At 54.9% G+C, this 12,973-nt stretch carries 14 protein-coding genes and 1 pseudogene; 2 read left to right on the forward strand and 13 right to left on the reverse strand.

What is annotated here, in order from left to right; all coding sequences use genetic code 11:
- The 10 genes from hpaC to ACLI4M_RS00125 are packed head-to-tail and all read right to left on the reverse strand — an operon-like array spanning nt 1 to nt 10,016.
- Nucleotides 1-519: a 4-hydroxyphenylacetate 3-monooxygenase, reductase component gene (hpaC, locus tag ACLI4M_RS00080; RefSeq protein WP_133625253.1), complete on the reverse strand. Its 519-nt coding sequence runs from the start codon at nt 517-519 to the stop codon at nt 1-3.
- The gene (hpaB, locus tag ACLI4M_RS00085; RefSeq protein WP_133625252.1) at nt 509-2,092 is read right to left on the reverse strand and encodes a 4-hydroxyphenylacetate 3-monooxygenase, oxygenase component; all 1,584 of its coding nucleotides are present in this window, start codon (nt 2,090-2,092) and stop codon (nt 509-511) included. The genes hpaC and hpaB overlap by 11 nt, the downstream gene beginning before the upstream one ends.
- A 41-nt stretch (nt 2,093-2,133) precedes the next feature.
- Nucleotides 2,134-3,012 carry a 4-hydroxyphenylacetate catabolism regulatory protein HpaA gene (gene hpaA / locus ACLI4M_RS00090; protein WP_133625251.1) on the reverse strand — a complete coding sequence of 293 codons (879 nt, stop codon included), beginning with the start codon at nt 3,010-3,012 and terminating at the stop codon, nt 2,134-2,136.
- A 28-nt stretch (nt 3,013-3,040) separates the two neighbouring features.
- On the reverse strand, nt 3,041-4,381 hold the full coding sequence (gene hpaX, locus ACLI4M_RS00095; protein ID WP_133625250.1) for a 4-hydroxyphenylacetate permease: 1,341 nt from the start codon (nt 4,379-4,381) through the stop codon (nt 3,041-3,043).
- Nucleotides 4,382-4,397: 16 nt separating this feature from the next.
- Nucleotides 4,398-5,195, reverse strand: coding sequence for a 4-hydroxy-2-oxoheptanedioate aldolase (gene hpaI, locus ACLI4M_RS00100; protein ID WP_133625300.1), 798 nt, complete (start codon nt 5,193-5,195; stop codon nt 4,398-4,400).
- Between the two features lie 9 nt (nt 5,196-5,204).
- Entirely contained in the window at nt 5,205-6,008 is an 804-nt protein-coding gene (gene hpaH, locus ACLI4M_RS00105; protein WP_133625249.1) for a 2-oxo-hept-4-ene-1,7-dioate hydratase, read from the reverse strand.
- Between the two features lie 13 nt (nt 6,009-6,021).
- A complete protein-coding gene (locus tag ACLI4M_RS00110) occupies nt 6,022-6,408 on the reverse strand; it encodes a 5-carboxymethyl-2-hydroxymuconate delta-isomerase (protein WP_133625248.1) in 387 nt (128 codons plus the stop codon).
- Between the two features lie 15 nt (nt 6,409-6,423).
- On the reverse strand, nt 6,424-7,275 hold the full coding sequence (hpaD, locus tag ACLI4M_RS00115; RefSeq protein ID WP_133625247.1) for a 3,4-dihydroxyphenylacetate 2,3-dioxygenase: 852 nt from the start codon (nt 7,273-7,275) through the stop codon (nt 6,424-6,426).
- 10 nt (nt 7,276-7,285) lie between these two features.
- Nucleotides 7,286-8,740, reverse strand: coding sequence for a 5-carboxymethyl-2-hydroxymuconate semialdehyde dehydrogenase (hpaE, locus tag ACLI4M_RS00120; RefSeq protein WP_133625246.1), 1,455 nt, complete (start codon nt 8,738-8,740; stop codon nt 7,286-7,288).
- On the reverse strand, nt 8,727-10,016 hold the full coding sequence (locus tag ACLI4M_RS00125; RefSeq protein ID WP_133625245.1) for a fumarylacetoacetate hydrolase family protein: 1,290 nt from the start codon (nt 10,014-10,016) through the stop codon (nt 8,727-8,729). Before ACLI4M_RS00125 ends, hpaE begins: the two co-directional genes overlap by 14 nt.
- Before the next feature lie 254 nt (nt 10,017-10,270).
- On the opposite strand from ACLI4M_RS00125, the pseudogene hpaR reads away from it, so the two are divergent.
- Nucleotides 10,271-10,713: pseudogene (hpaR, locus tag ACLI4M_RS00130) on the forward strand (homoprotocatechuate degradation operon regulator HpaR).
- 138 nt (nt 10,714-10,851) lie between these two features.
- Here the strand turns inward: hpaR and ACLI4M_RS00135 are convergent.
- Both ACLI4M_RS00135 and bhsA read right to left on the reverse strand, forming a co-directional pair.
- The gene (locus tag ACLI4M_RS00135; protein WP_133625243.1) at nt 10,852-11,109 is read right to left on the reverse strand and encodes a hypothetical protein; all 258 of its coding nucleotides are present in this window, start codon (nt 11,107-11,109) and stop codon (nt 10,852-10,854) included.
- A 35-nt stretch (nt 11,110-11,144) separates the two neighbouring features.
- Complete coding sequence (bhsA, locus tag ACLI4M_RS00140) at nt 11,145-11,402, reverse strand: multiple stress resistance protein BhsA (RefSeq protein ID WP_133625242.1); 258 nt, start codon at nt 11,400-11,402, stop codon at nt 11,145-11,147.
- 284 nt (nt 11,403-11,686) lie between these two features.
- Between bhsA and ACLI4M_RS00145 the strand changes: the two genes are divergently transcribed.
- A complete protein-coding gene (locus tag ACLI4M_RS00145; RefSeq protein ID WP_133625299.1) occupies nt 11,687-12,331 on the forward strand; it encodes a TetR/AcrR family transcriptional regulator in 645 nt (214 codons plus the stop codon).
- A gap of 202 nt (nt 12,332-12,533) precedes the next feature.
- Here the strand turns inward: ACLI4M_RS00145 and ACLI4M_RS00150 are convergent, their stop codons facing one another.
- Nucleotides 12,534-12,917: a hypothetical protein gene (locus tag ACLI4M_RS00150; protein WP_133625241.1), complete on the reverse strand. Its 384-nt coding sequence runs from the start codon at nt 12,915-12,917 to the stop codon at nt 12,534-12,536.
- Between the last annotated feature and the right edge of the window lie 56 nt (nt 12,918-12,973).

Genomic DNA, 12,973 nt, shown 5'->3' on the forward strand with positions numbered 1-12,973 from the left:
CTAAACCTGCGTGCTGGCGCTGCCCGGCAGCGCATGGAAGCGGCGTTTAAAATAAATTAATCCTGCCTCACTGCTTTCCGTCAGCCGGATGTGACGGATTTCTACCAGGTACAGCTGGTGTGTGCCAAGCGCCCTGATCTGGCTGATAAAACCTTCAAGGCTGGCCAGCGCCTCAATAAGCACCGGCTGGCCTAATGTCCCCTCCTGCCAGCCGTCCAGCAGGAAGCGATCTTCCATCGTCATTGCAGTCATACCGGCAAAATGGCGCGCCATCTCCTCCTGCTGAGGATTAAGTACATTGATACACATACGCTGATTTTTCAGGAACACCGGGTTCATCGCGCTGTTGAGATTAATACACACCAGCAGCGTTGGTGGCGTATCAGTCAGCGGACACACCGCCGTCGCAGTGATGCCACAGCGCCCTGCGGCCCCCTGCGTGGTGACGATATTAACCGCCGCGGGCAGATTTGCCATCGCATCACGAAAATGTAAGCGGTGTTGGTTTTCATTCTGCATAGTGCCCACCATCCCTGAGCAGACGATCAAGCTGGTTAATATCGCTGTTGCTGTGCAGGTGCGACTTTCTCCAGCCATCGCGGTCATAGTCAGCCAGGCAGCGATCGACCATCTCCATCATGCCATCCATCGCTCCCGAGCTGTGCGCATCGCGCAGACACTGCATGCGCACTTCATCCTGACTACCGGCGTAGTTGATCTCGTACAGCTCATGGCGGCCCGCGAACTCACTGCCAGTAGCGTCCCACATCAGCTTCAGTATTTTGATGCGCTGCTCATGCTCCATGCCGTTGGAGCCACGGACAAAGCGCGCAAGATACTGTTCAATCTCTGGATTTTGCAGGTCGCGCACGCTGGAGGGCAGATAGATTAACCCGCTGGCCACGTTACATTCGATGATGTTTTTGATCTTCGCCCAGGCCATTGGCGCCATCACGCGGTAAGTGTTCATCGCCTGAGAATCTGGCAGCCAGGCGCCGTTAATCCAGGGTTTGGCTTCCGCCGCCATCGCATCACTCAGCGACCAGAACAGGTTGCGCCAGGCGACCACTTCCCCCAGCGCCGCCTGCACGCCGCGAAACTCGATAGTACCGGTACATTCGAGGCTTTTTTGCAGTAGTGCGGTAATAAAATCAAGCTTCACCGCCAGCCGTACACAGGCCTGCATTGGATACAGCCGCACAAATCCGCCCTCGGCATACCAGCGGCGACAGCGATCGAAATCGCGATAGACCAGCACGTTCTCCCAGGGGATCAGCACCTTATCCATCACCAGAATCGCGTCGTTTTCGTCAAAACGGCTGGAGAGCGGATAATCAAACGGTGAGCCGGTAACGCCGGAAGTGAGCTCGTAGGAGGCACGTGAAATCAGCTTCACGCCGTCTGCATCCATCGGGGCAATAAACATCATGGCAAAATCGGGGTTATCCCCCATCACCTGCGCAGAACCAAAGCCGATAAAGTTAAAGTTGGTTAGCGCCGAGTTGGTCGCGACCACTTTGGCTCCGCTGACGATAATCCCCGCATCGGTCTCTTTTTCGACTTTGACATAAACATCTTTCACTTCATCAACCGGCTTATTGCGGTCAATCGGCGGGTTGACGATGGCATGATTAAAGTAAAGGCCTGCCTCCTGAATGCGCTTGTACCAGCGGCGCGCGTTGTCGGCATAAGGGCCGTAAAAGTCAGGATTGGCGCCGAGCGCGCTGGCAAAAGCCGCTTTATAATCCGGGGTACGTCCCATCCAGCCATAGCTAAGGCGTGACCAGTCGGCAATCGCATCACGCTGCTGACGGATCTCCTGCGCTGACCGCGCATAGCGGAAGAAACAATGGGTGTAGCCGCCGTTACCGCTGTCGGTGCTCCAGCACAGCTTGTCATGGCTCTCCGGCGCGTGGAGTGCATCGTAGAGTATGGCAATCGACCCGGCAGCATTACGAAAAGCCGGATGGTGGGTAACATCTTTCACTTTCTGGCCATAGATAAAAATTTCGCGCCCGTCCTGCAGGCTTTTCAAATACTCGCTGCCGGTGAACGGACGATTGATGGCAGAACGATGATCTTCGGGTTTCATACATTGCCTCTCGGGTTAAGAGTGGATAACTGCACCTAAGCTCAGTGCCGCAACAGGTTCCAGCGGCGACGGAATTCGCTGGGTGAAAAACCAGCCAGACGATGAAAAAAACGGGCGAAATAGGCCGGGTCTTTATAACCCAGCGCCAAGGAAATCTGATGGACACTACTGTCGCTGAACAGTAAGAGACGTTTTGCTTCACGTAGTAAGCGTTCGTGAATCAGTCGTTTGGGCGATTGGTTTGCCAGGCGCCGACACAGCTCGTTTAGTCGCGATTCACTAATTTCTAGCTCGCGGGCATAATCCGGCACGGTCAAATGCTGCGGGTATTTCTCGTTAACCCTATGGATGAAACGCCGCAACAGTTTCATTTCACCCCGCACGCTGATATTAGCCCCTTCGCCTCGTTCCATCTCCCGCAGCAGCATCATGAACACGCTTTGTGCCAGCAGGCGCAGTTGAGTATCACGGCCGTTTTGCTGATGGCCAAACTCACTTGCCAGCAGCGGCCAAAGAGCCTCTAGCGCTCGCTGAGTTTCTGAGCCTGGGCCCAGCGGCAGGCAGAACCCCGGGATCTCCAGCGCTTCACGGCTGCCGGGCCACAAAGTCTGCATCAGCGGCCAGATAAGTTCTTGATGAACGGTAAGAACATGTCCGTCACTCTCCTTTTCGCTGATAAATGCGTGGGGGACGGTGGGAGGCGTGAGGATAAACAGTGGGGCCTGCAGTGAATAGTGGCGATCGTCCAGCTGCAGCTCAATTTCACCGCTGGTCAGATGATGCAGCTGGAAACAACAGCTGTGCCAGTATGAGGGCATATTACGAACAAAAAACCCCGCCAGGCGTGCAAAAGCCGCATAGTGAACATCTTCGTTATACTGCCGGTGGTCGTACTGCTGGCTGATAGTGATGTTTTCCATAACATGCTGTCCGTAAGTTATTTACATCTCAGCGCTGTGGGGCTGAGTCTCCCGCCGCACGCGATTCATGGCGTAATGGAATGCGCCCGATCACCGCAGCCCCAATAACCAGCAGACCCGCAACCAACCACAACCCGCTGCTAAAGCTACCTGTTCTGTCACGCAGGAAGCCGATACAAAGCGGGCTGACGGCTGAACCCATGTTGCCAAAGGCGTTAATCACCGCGATTGCCAACGCCCTTACCTGAAGGCTCATGGCGCTGTCGGGGGTAGTCCAGAAGATCGCCATCGCACTAAACGAGCCCATTGAGGCCATGACAATACCGCTCAGTTGAAACAGAGGATGGCTGGTCGCCGATGCTAACAACCATCCCGCTGCGGCAAACAGATATGGCAGCAGCGTATGCCAGCGGCGCTCCTGCAAACGGTCGGAGCGGCGGCTCCAAAAGACCATGGCTAAAATAGTGCATAGCTGGGGGATAGCGGCCAGCACGCCGATAACCGTATTGCTGCTGTGCTGGTTAAAGCTTTGCAGGATTTGCGGCGTCCATATGTTGATAGCGCTGAGGGTATTGGTAAGGCAAAAGTATGCCAGGGTATACATCAGCACCACTGGCGTCAGGACCTGGCGCCATAGAGACTGGGTGATTACCCCCACACTCGATTGACGATCCCGCCGCAGCATCTCTTCCAGCGCCAGCTTCTCTTGCACACTCAGCCAGCGCGCCTGTGCCGGGGTATCATCGAGAAAAAACCAGGTGATGCTCCCGAGAAAAACAGCCGGAAGCCCCTCCAGCAGAAACATCCACTGCCAGCCGTGCAGGTTCAGCCTGCCATCCAGCGCCAGGATAGAACCGGAAAGCAGAGAGCCCAGCATCATGGTTACAGGCATGGCAATCATAAACAGCGCATTGGCACGCGCCCGGTAGTGAAGCGGAAACCAGTGGGTGAGATACACCAGAATGCCGGGCAAAAAGCCTGCCTCGGTAATGCCGACCACCATACGCAGCAGATAAAGCGAATAGGCCCCGCTGGCAAACAGCGTGCAGGTTGAGGCAACACCCCAGAGCACCATAATGCTGGCGATCCAGCGCCGCGCACCAATAAGACCCAGCATCAGGTTGGCAGGAACCGCGCAGATCGCATAGGTAACATAAAATAGCGTGGCCGCCAGCCCGAACATGGTAGCGCTCAGACCGAGGTCTTTCCCCATGGTCAATCCGGCGAAGCCAATATTGATCCGGTCGAGGAACGAGAACACAAACAGCAGAAACAGAAACACAATCAGACGACGGAACAGTTTACGGACAGCCCGCTGTTCAGGTACGGACTGTGCCGCGCCGCTTTGTGGCTGGATAATCGCTGCCATCGCCCCTCCCTGGAGATTAATAACCGCCGTCAGGCGCGCTGATAACCGGCGCAGCCGGCGAGGTAAAGCGTGCGGCGAGCGCCTCTGCCGCACGAGCCAACAGCGTGGTATCGACGCCGACAGCCACGAACAGTGCGCCAAGCTCAAGGTAACGCTTAGCCATTATTTCATCAGCCGTCAGAATTCCCGGTGCTTTACCCGCCGCGCGGATTAGAACAATGGCTTTTTCAATCACTGCCTGCACTTCCGGGTGGCGCGGATTACCGGCAAAACCCATATCGGCACTGAGATCGGCCGGGCCGATAAACACACCATCAACGCCGTCCACGGCGAGGATCTGTGCCAGATTTTCCACGCCCTGGCGGGTTTCAATCTGAACCAGCAGGCAGATCTGCTCCCCGGCACGCTGGAGATAATCCCCAATACGGTTCCAGCGCGAGGCACGTGCCAGCGCACTGCCCACGCCGCGAATCCCCTGCGGTGGATAGTGGCACGCACGCACGGCGCTCTGGGCTTCCTGCGCGCTCTGGATCATCGGAATCAGCAAGGTCTGCGCGCCAATATCCAGCAGCTGCTTGATCAGCACCGCGTCATTCCACGCTGGCCGCACGACGGGATGGCTGCGATAGGGGGCAATGGCCTGTAACTGCCCGAGCACCGAGCGCAGATCGTTTGGCGCATGTTCGCCGTCAATCAGCAGCCAGTCGAAACCCGCGCCAGCCAACAGTTCGGCGCTGTAGCTGTTGGCCAGCCCCAGCCACAGCCCTGCCTGCGGCGTCTGCTGGATGAGTGCCTGTTTAAAGAGGTTGTTCATCATGACTCCTCAGATAAAGCGGCAACCGATGGCGCCGAGAGCCGCGTAATCAACATGAAAGGTATCCCCTCTGCGGGCGGCTACCGGACGGGTAAAGGAGCCACTGAGGATCACCTGCCCCACCTCCAGCTGCACATTGTGGTGAGAAAGTTTGTTCGCCAGCCATGCGACGCCGTTAGCGGGATGGTTAAGCACTGCGGCTGCCACACCGGACTCTTCAATCACGCCATTGCGGTACATCAGGGCGCTCACCCAGCGCAGATCGAGCGCATCTATTTTTACCGGGCGGCCGCCTATTACCACCCCCGCACTGGCGGCGTTATCGGAGATGGTGTCGAACACTTTGCGTGGCCGCTGCGTGTCCGGGTCGATGTTGTGGCAGCGGGCATCGATAATTTCCAGGGCCGGGATGACATAATCAGTAGCATTCAGCACATCAAACAGCGTGCAGTGTGGCCCGTGCAGCGGTTGCCCCAGCACAAAGGCCAGCTCCACCTCAACCCGCGGTACAATAAAACGGTCGAAGGGAATATCACTGCCCTCGGCGAAAAACATATCGTCAAGCAGTGCGCCATAATCCGGCTCATCGATTTGCGAGCTGGCCTGCATCGCCTTCGAAGTCAGACCAATTTTATGGCCTTTTAATCTCCGTCCGGCGGCGATTTTATGGCCGATCCAGCGCTGCTGAATGGCATAGGCATCATCCAGCGTGATTTCCGGGTAGGCCAGCGAGGGCTGGCGGATCTGCTGGCGATCTTTTTCTGCCCTGTCCAGTTCAGCCGCCAGCCGGTTAACGGCGCTTTGGTCTAACATACGAGACTCCTTCTCACTGCGGGTCGAACAATGTATGGACGTTATTCAGCTTAAAATTGAGCGTGGCGGGCAGCTCTTCCACCGCCAGCGACAGCGCCAGGTAGCGCTGCGCCATTAGCGGTGAAAAATGCTGTTTGATCTGCTCAAACAGCGCACTCATCACCGGCAGCAGTTGTTCAGCCGTGCGACCGTGACCAATTTTCAGCGTCATGTGCACAAAGGCGTAATCATGTTTGCCATCGGCCATTTGCCAGCAGTCCACCCAGTGCGCACGGCTGCGAATACCCGCCAGCGGGAACAGTCCGCTGGCGGCCAGATAGCGGTTTACCTGGATGAACAGCTGCGGCAATTCGGCCTGCTGGCGAATGTTGTCACTACACTCCACGATAAAATGTGGCATCTCACTCTCCCTGAATCAGGCCGTTAGCGGAAAAATGGCGTTAACCTGCCCGGTGCCGGAACTGGGAAACAGATCGGTGATAATTTCTGCCTTTTTCTGGTAGTGGTCCCAGCCCAGCAGCCCCATCAACATGACCGTGTCATGCATATTGCCCTCGCCGTAGCAGTAGTCAGCGTACTCCGGCAGCATGCGGCAGAACTCGGCAAATCGCCCTTCGCGCCACAGTTTCATCACCCGCTTATCCATCTGTTCATCAAACTCACGCGTCCAGGCGTTCATGCCCTCTTCCGCACGCCGATCGTCGATAAAACGGTGCGACAGCGAACCGCTGGCAAGCACTGCAACCGTGCCATCATATTTTTCCACCGCCCGCCGTACCGCCTCACCCAGACGGCGACTGTCGGCAAAGTCATGTACCGTGCAGAAAGCAGAGATCGACACCACCCTGAATTTGCGGTCGCTGTTCATATAACGCATCGGTACCAGCGTGCCGTACTCCAGCGTCAGGCTCTCAATGGCATGCGCCTGAGCGCGCACTCCCTGCTGCTTCGCTTCCTCAGCGATCATGTAGCCCAGCTCGGGATTGCCTTGATATTCGTAGGCCATATCCCGGATAAAGTGCGGGAGTTCGTGGCTGGTATAGACCCCTTCAAAGTGAGCGTTGCAATTGATGTGGTAGGCACTGTTAACCAGCCAGTGAGAATCAAACACCACCATCGTGTCGACCCCCAGCTCGCGGCAGCGGCGGCTGATTTCGTGATGGCCATTAATCGCCGCCTGACGGCAGCCGTGGTGTTTACCCGGCATCTCGGAGAGATACATTGACGGCACGTGGGTGATTTTGGCCGCCAGCGCAAGTTTTCCCATAATGAACTCCTTACACGCCCCATTTCGGGATCGGATGATCGCCAAATGAGATACAAACATTTTTCATTTCGGCGAACACTTCAAAGCTGTACTCACCCCCTTCCCTTCCGGTGCCTGAAGCCTTAATGCCGCCAAACGGCTGGCGCAGATCGCGCACGTTCTGGGTATTCACAAACACCATTCCGGCTTCAATGCCCCGTGCCAGCCGCATCACTTTGCTGATGTCCTGAGTCCAGATATAGGAAGCCAGGCCATATTCCACGTCATTCGCCAGACGCAGCCCTTCCGCCTCATCTTTGAATGGCAAAAGACAAGCGACCGGACCAAAAATCTCTTCCTGCGCCACGCGCATACGATTGTCTACGTCGGCCAGCACCGTTGGCCGCAGGAAATTTCCGCGTTTCAGGCCTGCGGGTCTATCCGGCCCACCTGCCAGCAGCTGCGCCCCCTCTTCAATTCCTAAGCGGATATAGCCGGAAACCTTTTCCCAGTGCTGCGGGCTGATCAGAGAACCAACCTGGGTTTGAGGGTCACCAGGATCGCCAACGCGCAGCCGGTTAGCGCGCTCAGCGAAACGCCGAACAAATTCGGGATAGATACTTTGCTGGATAAAAATGCGCGAACCGGCGGTACAGCGTTCGCCGTTAAGCGAGAAGATGGTGAACAGCGCCGCATCCATTGCACGCTCGATGTCAGCATCTTCGAAGATTAACACCGGCGATTTCCCTCCCAGCTCCATCGAATATTTCTTCAATCCGGCATTTTTCATTATGTTGCGCCCGGTGGCGGTGCCACCGGTGAATGAGACGGCGCGCACATCGTGATGGCGCACCAGCGCATCCCCGGCCGTAGCACCATAGCCCTGTACGACGTTTAGTACTCCGGCCGGAATACCGGCCTCCAGCGCCAGCTCGCCAAGCCGATCGGCACTGAGCGGTGACAGCTCGGACATTTTCAGGATGGCGGTATTGCCCAGCGCCAGGCAGGGTGCCACTTTCCAGGTAGCCGTCATAAACGGCACGTTCCACGGCGACACCAGCGCGCAGACTCCCACTGGCTGCACCAGGGTATAGTTCAGCATTTTGTCGTCCACCGGATAGCTGCGTCCGTTCATCTGCTGGCAGATTTCCGCAAAAAATTCAAAATTGTGTGAGGCCCGCGGGATCAGTACGTTGCGCGTCTGGTGGATCGGTAAACCGGTATCGGCAGTTTCCAGTTCAGCAATCTGCGGCACGTTGCGGTCAATCAGTTCTCCCAGACGGCGCATCAGCCGCGCCCGCTCTTTCATAGGCGTACCTGCCCATTTCGGAAAAGCGATTTTTGCTGCTGCAACGGCCTGTTCAATCTCCTGTTCGCCGCCGGAGGCAACCTCGGCCAGCACCTCACCGGTCGCCGGGTTGCAGGTGGTAAAGTAATCGTCGCTGGCGACATTTTTGCCGTTAATCCAGTGGTTAACTTTTTTCATGCAGGCTGTCCTCAAACTGTTTTTCACTGATAATCCGGTTGGTTAAACGCCCGACACCTTCGATTTCTACCACCACTTCATCGCCGGGTTTCACGTCTGACAGACCTTTGGGCGTACCCGTGGCGATCATGTCGCCCGCCTGTAACGTCATAAACTCGCTGAGCCAGCAGATCAGAAACGGGATATCAAACACCATATTGCGGGTATTACCGCTCTGGCGCAGCTCGCCGTTAACGGAGGTTTTCAGCCGTAAATCATGGGGATTGTGCAGGGAAGACGAGGGGGTAATTACTGCCCGCAGCGGGGTCAGCGCATCGCGGCTTTTTACCCGCAGGTTCGGGCGATAGTAGTTTTCCAGAAAGTCGCGTATCGCATAGTCGTTACACAGCGTATAGCCAGCGACATACTCCATTGCACTTTCACGGCTGACCTGCCGGGCCGTTTTGCCAATCACCACCACCAGTTCAGCTTCATAATGCATGTAGCCAACGTTATCTGGCCGCACCGACACGCTGTGGTCGCCGGTCAGCGTATTCGCTGCCTTGATAAAAACCAGCGGCTCCTGCGGCGCGTTAAAATCCAGTTCACTGGCATGGTCGGCATAATTCAGCCCGAGAGCGAAAAGGGTGGGCGAGGCTTCGGGCTGCAGGATGGGTTCTGCATCCTCGACATACGCGTTACTCAGCGTGGGTAAACCCGCCGCTTTCACCGTTACCACATCGCCTGGCTGAATAGCCACCCGCTGTTGTGGCGTACCCAGCAGGATGACATCACCCGGTTGCAGGGTGGCGAACTCACTGAGCGCAGCGATCAACTCTTCAGCACTACGCAGCAGGTCGGCGGTATTCCAGCAATCCTTCACCTCGCCGTTAATTTCCGTCAGGATTTCCAATGCACCGATATTGCGCACCTGCGCTATCTCACCAATCGGGCAAAAACCATCCCGGCATTTGGCGCGGATCGCCGGGCGGTAAAAACTCTCCTCCGCCAGGCTGAGCTCGTTGGCGAGCGCGTAGCCTGCAATGTAGTCTGGCGCCTGCTCTGCACTGACTTTGCGCGCGGTTTTACCGACGATCGCCGCCACGGTAGCCCCGCTGTATACCGTTTCCTGAGCGAGCCCGATCGCATCGCCATTCACCCGCCATGTGTTACGCGGCTTAATAAACCAGACAGGGGTTTGAGGTGGGGTTTGATAAGGCGGCAGACGAAAGCATTCTTCCCAGTCTGTGGTCTGCGACTGATGATTCAGCGCCACCGCAAAAACAGTTCTTTTCATCTTCACTCCCTCAAACAGAACAGTTCATTAACATGTTAATGAAATCATAGTTACGCGCTAATTTTACGGGAATCAACCCTGTTTATTTGAGTTGTGACATGACTAACAAAAAACCATTTTATGTATAAATAACTTATTTATCATTATTTTGATTAGTACATCGAGTTAAATGAAAAGTACCCAATTGCCGTAATATCCCTCTGCATGTAAACAGTGTTAGTATTAATGAAATACCCAAAAAGCTTGTGAAAAATATGCATGAATCATTGACTATTGCCCTGCTTCAGGCACGGGAAAAGGCGATGGGATACTTCCGCCCGATACTTCATCGTTATGGCCTTACCGAGCCACAATGGCGGGTTGTGCGTATCCTTGCAGAGGTCCATATGCTGGATTTTCATCAGCTGGCGCAGCAGGCCTGCATCCTGCGACCCAGTCTGACCGGTATCCTCACCCGCCTTGAACGCGACGGAATGGTATCGCGCCTGAAGCCAGTGAACGACCAGCGCAAACTGGTGGCAGCATTAACCCCGGCAGCCTGAGCCTGTATCATCAGGCGCGCCGCGAGATCGACGCCGGATATAGCCAGATTGAGCAACAGTTCAACAGCGAGAAACTGGCGCAGTTACAGCGTCTGCTGGAGGAGTTTAATCAGTTATCCCCGCCATCAGCTGAGGCAGTAACGGAAACAGGCTAAGCAGCGGACCCGGCGTTTCACCTGCGGGCTTTCCGCTCGGGCAAGAGAGGTAGCGTTCAAATCAGGAAGATCGAACGAGATTTTGAAGGGTAAAAAAAACGCCGCTGACTGAGCAGCGGCGTTTTTGAATTGCACAACTTAATGATAGCTAATCGTGGTGCCATACAGGCTGTTCGCGCCAGAGGCCGAAGCGGTACGCAAGGCTCTGGTTACGGGTGCGGCCTGCTTTCCCGACAGCTGCACATCCAGCGACACCAGCGTGGTACTGCCGGTCACATAGCTGCTGGTTGTCAGCGGCTGAACGGTAATGACTCTACCCTCAGAAAGTGCTGCCAGGCTGGCACCCGATATCGTGCTCAGGATGACGGCAACAAGGGCTAATTTACGGCCTTTCATAATCCCCCCTTGATGCTCATTCAACGTTTTCATTGTTACTGGTAGATCACCGCAGTACCGTTCAATTTGTTATCACCTGATGCTGAGGTGATACGGAATGATTTGGCACCGGCCTGATCCGCTTTAGCGGAAAGCTGAGCTTCTAGTGAAGAAAGATTGGTTGCGCCGCTGGCAGAAATCACGCCAACCTGCTGCTGTTGAACCGGCTCGTTGTTGACCAGGTCAGCAGCGAAACCAGCGAAAGATACGGAAGTCAGAGCGATAGCGGCCAGAGCCATTTTGATGTTTTTCATGATGATTTCTCTTAAGTAATTTAGGTTGTCTGATGTTGCCGTCGTCAATTAGTTAACGATCGATAGGTAAATACTAAGCGCCTTGTTGACCTGCGTCAAAGACAATTTATTAATGATCGATAATTTAATAGTTAACACATTGAATTTATTTATTTTAAAGTTAGGATTTCCTCTTAGGAACATCCCTATAAACCAGACAACAATCTCGCTCGACAAGCGCGATCATTATTTTTATACTGATTGATAATTTATTCGATAATGCGGTATTGCGTAAGTGAGGAATGATGACTACTGAGCAGGACGCAGGGACACGTAAAAGCCGGGGACGGCCAAAGACTTTCAATCGCGAAGCCGCGCTGGACAAAGCGCTTGAGCTGTTCTGGCGTCACGGTTATGAAGGCACTTCTCTCGCGGATTTAGTCGAGGCAACGGGAGCCAAAGCGCCCACGCTGTATGCAGAATTTACCAACAAAGAGGGTATGTTCCGCGCGGCTGTGGACCGTTATACAGAGAAATTCGCCCGACAGAATGAAGCAGCGCTCGCCTGCCCGGAAAGCTGCGTCGCCAGCGGCATTGAGAACTACTTCCGCTCAACCGCTTCCTGCTTTACCGATGGCAAGAAACCGGGCGGCTGCTTCTTTATCTGCACCTCCAGCGGGCTGTCGGCAGACTCCAGCGAAGTGGCCGAGATGCTGCGCCACCGTCATAATAATCAGGAAAGTAATCTGCTGGAGTTTCTGCAGCTACGCCAAAAGGCAGGTGAACTGGATGAGCGCACCAACATTCGTGCGCTGGCGGCTTTTCTTGGCTGTCTGCTGCAGGGCATGTCGGTACGCGCCCGCGAAGGCGCGACCAGGGCGGAGCTGGACGAGCTGATTGATACGCTGATGAAGCAGTGGCCGGCGCTGAGCAAGCTGGGCTGCTGCTGAGAGCGGAAGGTGAATACCTTCCGTTTTTTTTTATCAGATGCGCCGTGAAACCCCGCCCTTCTGGAGTGCTCCCACCCCGCTAACCGATATCATCGTTACTCCGGTTAAAGTTGCGCTACCGGAGAGTGTATCGTTGCAGCAAAGAGGTGACGAATGCTTAAAAAAGATAAGGTTAGAAGATATACGGGGAAGTGACGGGCGGTTACTTTTCTGACGCGAATTCAACAATCAGCGTGCCGCAATCAAGCATTCCGAACTGCTCCTTGTCTGGATAGCGATTATCGTAGAACGGGACGAACCAGGAGTCCTCTCCCTTATGCAAATCCCAATCAACAAAGCCAATACCGGCTTCATTAGCCGCCCGTTGCGCTGACGGCCAGTCACTCCAATTATTCTCTTTATGCAGCACAGCCTGAAGCACGCGCATTTTCGCCTGCTCGGGTGTATAGGCAACGCATTCAGCAAGGTTTTCATCACTGTATGCATAGGCCCCTGTGCGTATATAAATAAATAAAAGAACAACCGACACCATCATCGTCAGAATGATAAGTATTACTATGAGTAAACGGTAATAAAACTTAACCATAAGCCACCTTGATATTTTTAAAATCACTCATTGGAATAAAGTTTTACATATGAATG

The sequence above is a fragment of the Erwinia sp. LJJL01 genome (assembly GCF_047300805.2).
GTDB lineage: Bacteria > Pseudomonadota > Gammaproteobacteria > Enterobacterales > Enterobacteriaceae > Erwinia > Erwinia aphidicola.

Coding starts and splice junctions, on each gene's coding strand:
- hpaE (WP_133625246.1), bottom strand. CDS start 8,740: ATGAAAAAAGTTAACCACTGGATTAACGGCAAAAATGTCGCCAGCGAC.
- hpaC (WP_133625253.1), bottom strand. CDS start 519: ATGCAGAATGAAAACCAACACCGCTTACATTTTCGTGATGCGATGGCA.
- ACLI4M_RS00110 (WP_133625248.1), bottom strand. CDS start 6,408: ATGCCACATTTTATCGTGGAGTGTAGTGACAACATTCGCCAGCAGGCC.
- hpaX (WP_133625250.1), bottom strand. CDS start 4,381: ATGGCAGCGATTATCCAGCCACAAAGCGGCGCGGCACAGTCCGTACCT.
- ACLI4M_RS00150 (WP_133625241.1), bottom strand. CDS start 12,917: ATGGTTAAGTTTTATTACCGTTTACTCATAGTAATACTTATCATTCTG.
- hpaB (WP_133625252.1), bottom strand. CDS start 2,092: ATGAAACCCGAAGATCATCGTTCTGCCATCAATCGTCCGTTCACCGGC.
- hpaD (WP_133625247.1), bottom strand. CDS start 7,275: ATGGGAAAACTTGCGCTGGCGGCCAAAATCACCCACGTGCCGTCAATG.
- ACLI4M_RS00145 (WP_133625299.1), top strand. CDS start 11,687: ATGACTACTGAGCAGGACGCAGGGACACGTAAAAGCCGGGGACGGCCA.
- ACLI4M_RS00135 (WP_133625243.1), bottom strand. CDS start 11,109: ATGAAAGGCCGTAAATTAGCCCTTGTTGCCGTCATCCTGAGCACGATA.
- ACLI4M_RS00125 (WP_133625245.1), bottom strand. CDS start 10,016: ATGAAAAGAACTGTTTTTGCGGTGGCGCTGAATCATCAGTCGCAGACC.
- bhsA (WP_133625242.1), bottom strand. CDS start 11,402: ATGAAAAACATCAAAATGGCTCTGGCCGCTATCGCTCTGACTTCCGTA.
- hpaH (WP_133625249.1), bottom strand. CDS start 6,008: ATGTTAGACCAAAGCGCCGTTAACCGGCTGGCGGCTGAACTGGACAGG.
- hpaI (WP_133625300.1), bottom strand. CDS start 5,195: ATGAACAACCTCTTTAAACAGGCACTCATCCAGCAGACGCCGCAGGCA.
- hpaA (WP_133625251.1), bottom strand. CDS start 3,012: ATGGAAAACATCACTATCAGCCAGCAGTACGACCACCGGCAGTATAAC.